This window comes from Klebsiella sp. 4_1_44FAA (genome assembly GCF_000238715.1).
Lineage (GTDB): Bacteria > Pseudomonadota > Gammaproteobacteria > Enterobacterales > Enterobacteriaceae > Klebsiella > Klebsiella pneumoniae.
Map to the genome: position 1 here is coordinate 148,518 of NZ_JH414802.1, position 9,049 is coordinate 157,566.

Below are 9,049 nucleotides of genomic sequence, written 5' to 3' on the forward strand. Positions count from 1 at the left end.
GCGCCGATTTACGCAGCGCAACATAGCAGGCGCCGCTGCCGCCATGATGCGGAAGCGCGGCGCAGAAGGCCTGCACCTCCGGCAGCTCTTCCAGCCAGCGCGCCAGATAGCTGCGGATAATATTGGCGTGGGACTGGTCGTCGCGGCCTTTGCCGTGAACGATCAGCACATTGCGTAACCCCTCTTTCTGCGCCTGTACCATAAAGGCGAAGAGCATCTGCCGGCACTGTTCCACCGGCTGGCGCAGCAGGGAGAGGCTCGCCTGCTGGCTGTATTTCCCCCGCCGCAGCTTATCCAGCACGCCGCTCTGCAGCCCTTCTCGCTTAAACTCCAGCGGCGTGGCGAGCGGCACGATATCGAGATAGCCGGTGGTGAGAAAATTATCCAGCTGCAGGGTATCGACGCGTTGCGGGGCCCGGCTGTTACGCCCGGGATGCCAGTGCACGTCATTATTACGTTTCAGAGGCTGGACATCTTCCATGGCGTCAAGAAACAGGGATTTGTCATCAAGGTTCATGGGCTCTCCTCCAGCGGCTGTCGCCAGCTACTATAGCCGCCTCGCGCTCCCCTCTCAACGCGTTTAGCCGCGTTCGCTGGCAAAGTGAGCGCGACGGACGATTAAGGAAACAATTGTCGGCTCTGGCGGCGGAACAGGGTGATTAACGACGCCGTGAGCGGCGTCTGTCGGGTATCGCGCCGCTGGATCAGATAATAGGTGGCGGTGGGTAACACTTCACGGATGGGGATCATCACCAGTTTGTCGGCCATCAGCGGGTCGTTGCCCAGCTCCACCGGCAGGATGCTGAGAAAATCACTTTTCACCACCAGGCTGATGCAGGATGAGAACGTTTCGCAGACGATCCCCACCTTTGGCTCCCGTCCCAGCTGTTCGAAGCGCTCCTGCAGCTGCTTGAAGTAGCTGCCGCGCGGCGTCGGCATGGTCCAGTGGTGATCCATCAACTCCCCCAGCGAGGTGGCCTGCGCCGCCGGATGGCCCGCGCGGGCGAACACCGCGAACGGTTTCTCAAACAGTTTCTCAAAGCTGAACTCATGGTCGTACGGCCCGGGGTAATAGGTATTAATGGTGAAATCCAGCTCCCCCTGGCGCAGCTCATTAATCATCGCCAGCAGTTGACCCTCCATGATCCGTATCTTCACCTGCGGATGCTGCTGATGAAAGCGGCAGATCACCGACGGCATCAGCGACCGGGCGACGCTGGCGCCAAGGCCAATATTAATTTGCCCGGCCTGTTCCCCCTGGCGCTGCAGCAGTTCATCCTGCGCCGCCCGCAGCTCCTCAAGGATCAGGCTCGCATGTTGATAAAAACTTTCGCCATTGTCGGTTAACGCCACCCCCTGGCTGCGGCGGACGAACAGCTGGGCGGAAAGCCCCTCCTCCAGCTCTTTAATCGCTTTGGTCAGCGCCGGCTGCGAGACCGCCAGCGCCCGGCTGGCGCCACGGATACTGCCTTCCCGGGCTACTTCGACGAAGGCGCGAATTTGATGAAATTTAATCTGAAATGCCATGCTTTTAGTGATAACCGTTGCTTATCAGACAGAAGAAAATGACATCTACTGTAATCCATCAGGCTGTGGCAGGTTAAGGGTGTTAAGGCCTGTAGCGCGTCAGTGATAAACAAAAGCTATCACATCGTGAACGCCGTCACATTTTTTACTTATGACAGGATAAGCTATGCCGCAACTTGATGAATACCTCCGCCAGCTGGCGCCCTCCATGACCCAATGGCGCTGCGATTTTCACCTGCACGCTGAATCCGGCTGGCTGGAGTTTCGCACCGCCAGTAAGGTCGCGGATATTCTTGACGGGCTAGGCTATCAGCTGGCGCTAGGCCGCGACGTCATCGATGCCGACAGCCGGATGGGGCTGCCGGACGAGGAGACCCTGGCCCGGGCTTTCGAACGCGCCCGCGAACAGGGCGCGCCGGAGCGCTGGCTGCCGGCGTTTGAAGGTGGTTTCGCCGGCGTGGTGGCCACGCTCGACACCGGGCGGCCCGGGCCAACCCTGGCCTTTCGCGTCGATATGGATGCCCTCGATCTCAACGAACAGCATGACGATAGCCACCGCCCCCATCGCGATCATTTCGCCTCCTGCAACGCCGGCATGATGCACGCCTGCGGCCATGACGGCCATACCGCCATCGGGCTGGGGCTGGCGCATGTGCTCAAGCAGTATGCCGCCCAGCTCAATGGCGTCATTAAACTGATTTTCCAGCCTGCTGAAGAGGGTACCCGCGGCGCCCGCGCGATGGTGGCCGCCGGCGTGGTTGATGACGTGGATTATTTTACGGCGATCCATATCGGGACCGGCGTGCCGGCAGGTACCGTCGTCTGCGGTGGAGACAACTTTATGGCCACCACCAAATTCGACGTGCAGTTCAGCGGCGTGGCTGCCCACGCCGGCGGCAAGCCCGAGGACGGACGCAACGCTCTGCTGGCCGCCGCCCAGGCCGCCCTTGGCCTGCACGCCATCCCGCCGCACAGCGCCGGCGCCTCGCGGGTCAACGTCGGGGTGATGCAGGCCGGTACCGGGCGCAACGTGGTGCCCTCTTCCGCGCTGTTAAAAGTGGAAACCCGCGGCGAAAGCGAAGCCATTAATCAGTACGTGTTCGAGCGGGCGCAGCACGTCGTCGCCGGGGCTGCGGCGATGTACGAAGCCCGCTACGAACTGCGCATGATGGGCGCGGCGACCGCCAGCGCACCGTCGCCGGCGTGGGTGGACTATCTGCGCGAACAGGCCGCCCGGGTGCCCGGCGTGCAACAGGCGGTGGATCGCATCGCCGCCCCGGCGGGCTCGGAAGACGCCACCCTGATGATGGCCCGGGTCCAGGCGCGCGGCGGCCTCGCCTCGTACATGATTTTCGGCACTGAACTCAGCGCCGGTCACCACAACGAAAAGTTTGACTTCGACGAGAGCGTGATGGCGGTAGCGGTCGAAACCCTGGCGCGCGTCGCGCTTAACTTTCCCTGGCAGCGGGGGGTGTAATGGAAGCCATTTTTCAGTTTGTGGACGAGGTGGTTGAGGCACAACGCGACACTTACTGCGCCATCGCCGACGACATCTGGGACCACCCGGAGACCCGCTTTGAGGAGTTCTGGTCAGCCCAACGGCTGGCCGACGCCCTGGAGGCGGAAGGTTTTCAGCTCACCCGCGATGCTGGCGGGATCCCGAATGCCTTTATCGCCAGCGTCGGTGAGGGCCAACCGGTCATTGCCCTGCTCGGCGAATTTGACGCCCTGGCGGGACTCAGCCAGCAGGCCCACAGCGCGGAACCGACGCCCTTGACACCGGGAGCCAACGGCCACGGCTGTGGGCACAATCTGCTCGGCACCGCGGCATTCGCCGCGGCGGTCGCCGCCAAAGGCTGGCTGCAGCAGCACGGCGACAGCGGCACTCTGCGCTTCTACGGTTGTCCCGGCGAGGAAGGCGGTTCGGGAAAAACCTTTATGGTGCGCGAAGGGTTGTTTGATGATGTCGATGCGGCGCTGACCTGGCATCCGGAAGCCTGGGCCGGGATGTTCAGCACCCGCACCCTCGCCAACATTCAGGCGGCATGGCGATTTACCGGCACCGCGGCCCACGCCGCTAATTCGCCGCACCTGGGCCGGAGCGCGCTGGATGCCGTCACCCTGATGACCACCGGCAGCAATTTCCTCAATGAACATATCATCGAGAAGGCGCGCGTCCATTACGCCATTACCGATACCGGCGGCGTCTCGCCCAACGTGGTGCAGGCGCAGGCGGAAGTGCTGTATTTGATCCGCGCGCCGGAGATGGCCGACGCTCAGCAAATCTTCGCCCGCATAGAGAAGATTGCCCAGGGGGCCGCGCTGATGACCGAGACCCAGGTCAGCTGCCGCTTTGAAAAAGCCTGCTCCAGCTATCTGCCCAACCGCACGCTTGAGGCGGCGATGTATCAGGCGGTCTGTCATTACGGTACCCCCGCCTGGAGCGACGAGGAACGCGCTTTTGCCGCGGCGATCCGCGCCACTCTCAGCGCCAATGATATTAACAACAGCCTGAACAATATTGCCGGCACCAGTGGCGAGGAAGGCAAAACGTTCGCTCGTCGCCACCGCGACACCTTGCTGATTGATGAGGTGGCGCCCTGGGCGGCCACGGATAACGTCCTCGCCGGATCCACCGACGTCGGCGATGTTAGCTGGAAAGCGCCGGTGGCCCAGTGCTTCAGCCCGTGCTTCGCGGTGGGTACCCCGCTGCACAGCTGGCAGCTGGTGAGCCAGGGCAGAACCTCCATTGCCCATAAAGGGATGTTGCTGGCGGGGAAAGTCCTCGCGGCGACCGCCATCCGTTTATTCAGCGACAGCGCCCTGCTGGCGGCCAGCCAGCAAGAGCTCAGGCAGGTACTGGCCGAACGCCCCTATCGTTGCCCGATCCCGGCGGAGGTGAGTCCGTCCGTTTTACGATAACCACTTAGAGGCTACTCCTGGCCAACGCTGACCGGATCGCGGCACGCACCGCCCATAATAACCGCCGGCAGTACGGGAGCAGGCCTGCCCAACACAACAACGACAACAGAGGAATGCCCATGAGTATGTCATCCATACCGTCATCTTCCCCCGGCGGAAAGCGCTATGGCTGGGTAGAGAAGATCGGTAACAAGGTCCCGCACCCGTTTTTGCTGTTTATCTATCTCATCGCCGTGCTGATCGCTGCCACGGCAATCCTCTCCGCCCTCAACGTTGGGGTACAAAACCCAACTGACGGTTCGCGGGTGGTGGTCAAAAACCTGCTCAGCGTGGAAGGATTGCACTGGTTTTTGCCGAACGTGATTAAAAACTTCAGCGGTTTCGCGCCGCTGGGCGCGATCCTCGCCCTGGTGCTGGGCGCCGGCTTTGCCGAGCGGGTGGGCCTGTTACCGGCGTTGATGGTCAAGATGGCCTCGCACGTCAGCGCCCGCTATGCCAGCTATATGGTGCTGTTTATCGCCTTTTTCAGCCATATCTCTTCCGATGCGGCGCTGGTGATTATGCCGCCGCTGGGAGCGCTGATGTTTCTTGCCGTCGGTCGGCATCCTGTCGCTGGTCTGCTGGCGGCGATAGCCGGCGTGGGCTGCGGCTTTACCGCCAATCTACTGATTGTCACCACCGACGTGCTGCTCTCCGGGATCAGCACCGAGGCGGCAAAGTCCATCGATGCCTCTTTGCACGTCAGCGTGATCGACAACTGGTACTTTATGGCGACCTCGGTGATCGTTCTGACGCTCGTCGGCGGACTGATCACCGATAAGCTGGTCGAGCCGCGGCTGGGCCAGTGGCAAGGCAGTCGTGATGAAAAGCTGCAGACGCTGACGCCCGGGGAGCGGTTCGGCCTGCGCATCGCCGGCGTGGCGACGCTGGTATTCGTGGCGGTCATCGCCCTGATGGTGGTCCCCGAAAACGGTATTCTTCGCGATCCGGTTCAGCATACGGTCATGCCCTCGCCGTTTATCAAAGGCATCGTGCCGCTAATTATCTTTTTCTTCTTTGTCGTGTCGCTGGCATACGGCATCGCCACCGGCAAAATTCGCCGCCAGGCCGACCTGCCGCAGTTGATGATTGAGCCGATGAAAGAGATGGCCGGGTTTATCGTGATGGTCTTCCCGCTGGCGCAGTTCGTGGCGATGTTCAACTGGAGCAACATGGGCAAGTTTATGGCCGTCGGGTTGACGGATCTGCTGGAGAGTTCAGGCATGAACGGTGTTCCGGCGTTTGTCGGTCTTGCGCTGCTGTCGGCTTTTCTGTGTATGTTTATCGCCAGCGGCTCGGCCATCTGGTCGATTCTGGCGCCGATCTTCGTGCCAATGTTTATGCTGTTGGGCTTTCACCCGGCGTTTGCGCAGATCCTGTTTCGTATCGCTGATTCATCGGTGCTGCCGCTGGCGCCGGTGTCACCGTTTGTGCCGTTGTTTCTCGGCTTTCTACAGCGCTACCGGCCGGATGCCCGCCTCGGCACCTACTACTCGCTGGTGCTCCCTTACCCGCTGATTTTTCTCGCCGTCTGGCTGCTGTTGCTGGTGGGCTGGTATCTGGTGGGACTGCCGATCGGCCCTGGCATCTATCCGCGGCTGTCTTAACCCACCGATGCGCCAGGGACGGCCGCCTTAGCTTAACGCGATATCTTCACTTTGAACTTACGGGTCGCTTCCCCGGCTCCGGCGAATATGCCGAAAAGCGCGCGATACCCTCGCTCAAGCAACAGCGACATACCGTGAATAACCAGACCGCTGAAGATCAGTACGATTACGCCAGTCAGTATATATTGCATAGCTCCACCTCTGAGTTATTAACCGCGCCGCGCCGACGCGGTAGCACTTTCCCGAGCGCGCACAGCGGCGCGGAGGACCGACGTCGTCAGCTTAAAAGTAGCAAAAACCCTGTCCGGTAACCCGCCAGGATCGATCCAAAAATAAATCATCGTGGCGATCGCAGAATGCCTCCACGGCGGATAGCCCGCCGTGCTATCTGGCGATGCGGTTTTACCTTTTGGGAGTATAGTTGACTGCCGTCAGCGCGTGGTATCGTGTGCCTCTCATGTACGATGGTGGATGACAGAAACGATGTTGACCTTGCTGCAGGATAAAATGGATACCCCGCTGGGGCCGTTGTGGGTGCTTTGCGACGAACAGTTTAATTTGCGCGCCGTCGAGTGGGACGAGCACCGCGATCGGATGGAAACGCTGCTCGACGTTCACTATCGCCGGGAAGGCTATCAGCGCGTCGACTGCCGCAATCCCGGCGGTCTCAGCAGTAAGCTGAGCGACTATTTTGCCGGCGATTTAGCCATTATCGAGACTCTGCCTACCGCCACCGCCGGCACCCCTTTTCAGCGCCAGGTCTGGCAGGCGTTACGCGATATCCCCTGTGGCCAGGTGATGCACTACGGCCAACTGGCCGAGGCGCTCGGTCGTCCCGGCGCCGCGCGCGCGGTGGGCGCCGCCAATGGCGCCAATCCGGTGAGTATCGTGGTGCCCTGCCATCGGGTCATCGGGCGCAACGGCACCATGACCGGCTATGCCGGCGGCGTACAGCGTAAAGAGTGGCTTTTGCGTCACGAGGGCTATCTGTTGCTTTGACTGAAAATGCCTTTTCTGGAATTTTCAGGTAATTTTACAATCAAAAGTGGCGTAATAATCTGTTTTTAATCAAATAGATACACAGGCGATTTGATTTACCCTGCTGATATTACGTGTTTCCGGGCCTGAAGACTTACCTGCTGATCAAAAAGATGTTAAAATTGACCAATATCAATTAAGGCCTGAGCAGACATATGATCCCTGAGAAGCGAATTATTCGACGCATTCAGTCTGGCGGTTGTGCAATCCATTGTCAGGATTGCAGCATTAGCCAGCTCTGCATCCCCTTTACTCTGAACGAGCATGAGCTTGATCAGCTGGATAATATTATCGAGCGGAAAAAGCCTATCCAGAAAGGTCAAACCTTGTTCAAAGCCGGTGATGAGCTGAAGTCGTTGTACGCTATTCGCTCCGGGACCATCAAAAGCTATACCATCACCGAGCAAGGTGATGAGCAGATCACTGGCTTCCATCTGGCGGGCGACCTGGTGGGCTTTGACGCCATCGGCACCGGTCTGCACCCGAGCTTTGCGCAGGCGCTGGAAACCTCGATGGTCTGCGAGATCCCCTTCGAAACCCTTGACGATCTTTCCGGAAAAATGCCCAATCTGCGTCAGCAGATGATGCGCCTGATGAGCGGTGAGATTAAAGGCGACCAGGATATGATCCTGTTGCTTTCCAAAAAGAATGCCGAAGAGCGCCTGGCCGCGTTTATCTATAACCTTTCTCGTCGTTTCGCCCAGCGCGGCTTCTCACCACGTGAGTTCCGGCTGACCATGACCCGCGGCGATATTGGCAACTATCTCGGCCTCACCGTCGAAACCATCAGCCGTCTGCTGGGCCGTTTTCAGAAAAGCGGCATGCTGGCGGTGAAAGGCAAATATATCACTATTGAAAACAGCGATCTGCTGGCCCAGCTGGCCGGGCAGGCGCGCAACGTCGCTTAATCTCTGCGCAATACCTGGTCACGATCGGCAATTTTTTCAGATTTGTTGATCTGACCAGGCTCCTCCCCTGTTTCAATTCATCCATATAGGTTATCTTTTTAATAACTGACGGTAGCTGCAGTTGTAAGGAGACCCTGTATGGCGAAGTATCAGAGCATGCTGGTAGTAATCGATCCTAACCAGGACGACCAGCCGGCGCTAAGGCGAGCGGTGTACCTGCACCAACGGATTGGTGGACGCATCAAAGCCTTTTTGCCGATCTATGATTTTTCCTATGAAATGACCACCCTGCTGTCGCCGGACGAGCGGACGGCAATGCGCCAGGGCGTCATTGCCCAACGAACGGCCTGGATCCGCGAGCAGGCGAAATTCTACCTGGAATCGGGCGTGCCGATTGACGTGAAAGTGGTGTGGCACAACCGCCCCTTCGAAGCGATTATTCAGGAGGTGGTCAGTGAGAAACACGATCTGCTGCTGAAGATGGCCCACCAGCACGACAAACTGGAGGCGGTGATCTTTACCCCGACGGACTGGCATCTGCTGCGTAAATGCCCTTGCCCGGTGTGGATGGTCAAAGACCAGCCGTGGCCGGAAGGCGGCAAAGCGCTGGTCGCCGTCAATCTCGCCAGTGAAGAAAATTATCACAACACACTTAACGAGAAGCTGGTTCGCGAGACGCTGTCGCTGGCGGAAGAAGTCAACCACACTGAAGTGCACCTGATCGGTGCCTACCCGGTGACGCCGATCAATATCGCGATAGAACTGCCGGATTTTGATCCCAGCGTCTACAACGACGCGATCCGCGGCCAGCATCTGCTGGCGATGAAAGCGCTGCGGCAGAAGTTTGGCATCGATGAAAAATTCACCCACGTCGAAAAAGGACTGCCTGAAGAGGTGATCCCGGACCTCGCCGAGCATCTGCAGGCGGGGATCGTGGTGCTGGGAACGGTCGGACGTACCGGCCTGTCGGCGGCGTTCCTCGGCAATACCGCGGAACAGGTTGTCGAC

At 59.5% G+C, this 9,049-nt stretch carries 9 protein-coding genes; 6 read left to right on the plus strand and 3 right to left on the minus strand.

What is annotated here, in order from left to right; translation table 11 throughout:
- On the minus strand, positions 1–517 hold a 517-nt coding region (gene smrA, locus HMPREF1024_RS09730), incomplete at its 3' end, for a DNA endonuclease SmrA (RefSeq protein WP_009308947.1).
- A gap of 101 nt (positions 518–618) precedes the next feature.
- Positions 619–1,527 (minus strand): LysR family transcriptional regulator, encoded by a 909-nt coding sequence (locus tag HMPREF1024_RS09725; protein ID WP_009308948.1) that lies wholly within the window; start codon positions 1,525–1,527, stop codon positions 619–621.
- 166 nt (positions 1,528–1,693) lie between these two features.
- On the opposite strand from HMPREF1024_RS09725, the gene HMPREF1024_RS09720 reads away from it, so the two are divergent.
- From HMPREF1024_RS09720 to abgT, 3 genes are all read left to right on the plus strand, one after another.
- A complete protein-coding gene (locus HMPREF1024_RS09720; RefSeq protein ID WP_009308949.1) occupies positions 1,694–3,004 on the plus strand; it encodes a M20 family metallo-hydrolase in 1,311 nt (436 codons plus the stop codon).
- Positions 3,004–4,449: a M20 family metallopeptidase gene (locus HMPREF1024_RS09715; RefSeq protein ID WP_009308950.1), complete on the plus strand. Its 1,446-nt coding sequence runs from the start codon at positions 3,004–3,006 to the stop codon at positions 4,447–4,449. The genes HMPREF1024_RS09720 and HMPREF1024_RS09715 overlap by 1 nt, the downstream gene beginning before the upstream one ends.
- A gap of 119 nt (positions 4,450–4,568) precedes the next feature.
- Positions 4,569–6,095, plus strand: coding sequence for a p-aminobenzoyl-glutamate transporter (gene abgT / locus HMPREF1024_RS09710; RefSeq protein ID WP_002903400.1), 1,527 nt, complete (start codon positions 4,569–4,571; stop codon positions 6,093–6,095).
- 32 nt (positions 6,096–6,127) lie between these two features.
- Here the strand turns inward: abgT and HMPREF1024_RS09705 are convergent, their stop codons facing one another.
- Positions 6,128–6,286, minus strand: a complete 159-nt coding sequence (locus tag HMPREF1024_RS09705; RefSeq protein WP_002903398.1) for a hypothetical protein — start codon at positions 6,284–6,286, stop codon at positions 6,128–6,130.
- Between the two features lie 292 nt (positions 6,287–6,578).
- Between HMPREF1024_RS09705 and ogt the strand changes: the two genes are divergently transcribed.
- From ogt to uspE, 3 genes are all read left to right on the plus strand, one after another.
- Positions 6,579–7,094, plus strand: coding sequence for a methylated-DNA--[protein]-cysteine S-methyltransferase (gene ogt, locus HMPREF1024_RS09700; RefSeq protein ID WP_004224598.1), 516 nt, complete (start codon positions 6,579–6,581; stop codon positions 7,092–7,094).
- 194 nt (positions 7,095–7,288) lie between these two features.
- A complete protein-coding gene (gene fnr / locus HMPREF1024_RS09695; protein WP_002903394.1) occupies positions 7,289–8,041 on the plus strand; it encodes a fumarate/nitrate reduction transcriptional regulator Fnr in 753 nt (250 codons plus the stop codon).
- 138 nt (positions 8,042–8,179) lie between these two features.
- Positions 8,180–9,049 (plus strand): universal stress protein UspE (gene uspE, locus HMPREF1024_RS09690; RefSeq protein ID WP_009308951.1); only part of this gene is annotated, 870 nt, incomplete at its 3' end.

What these genes read in the sequence shown, in the direction of transcription:
- HMPREF1024_RS09715 (WP_009308950.1), top strand. Translation starts at nt 3,004, where the DNA reads ATGGAAGCCATTTTTCAGTTTGTGGACGAGGTGGTTGAGGCACAACGC.
- fnr (WP_002903394.1), top strand. Translation starts at nt 7,289, where the DNA reads ATGATCCCTGAGAAGCGAATTATTCGACGCATTCAGTCTGGCGGTTGT.
- HMPREF1024_RS09705 (WP_002903398.1), bottom strand. Translation starts at nt 6,286, where the DNA reads ATGCAATATATACTGACTGGCGTAATCGTACTGATCTTCAGCGGTCTG.
- HMPREF1024_RS09720 (WP_009308949.1), top strand. Translation starts at nt 1,694, where the DNA reads ATGCCGCAACTTGATGAATACCTCCGCCAGCTGGCGCCCTCCATGACC.
- ogt (WP_004224598.1), top strand. Translation starts at nt 6,579, where the DNA reads ATGTTGACCTTGCTGCAGGATAAAATGGATACCCCGCTGGGGCCGTTG.
- abgT (WP_002903400.1), top strand. Translation starts at nt 4,569, where the DNA reads ATGAGTATGTCATCCATACCGTCATCTTCCCCCGGCGGAAAGCGCTAT.
- HMPREF1024_RS09725 (WP_009308948.1), bottom strand. Translation starts at nt 1,527, where the DNA reads ATGGCATTTCAGATTAAATTTCATCAAATTCGCGCCTTCGTCGAAGTA.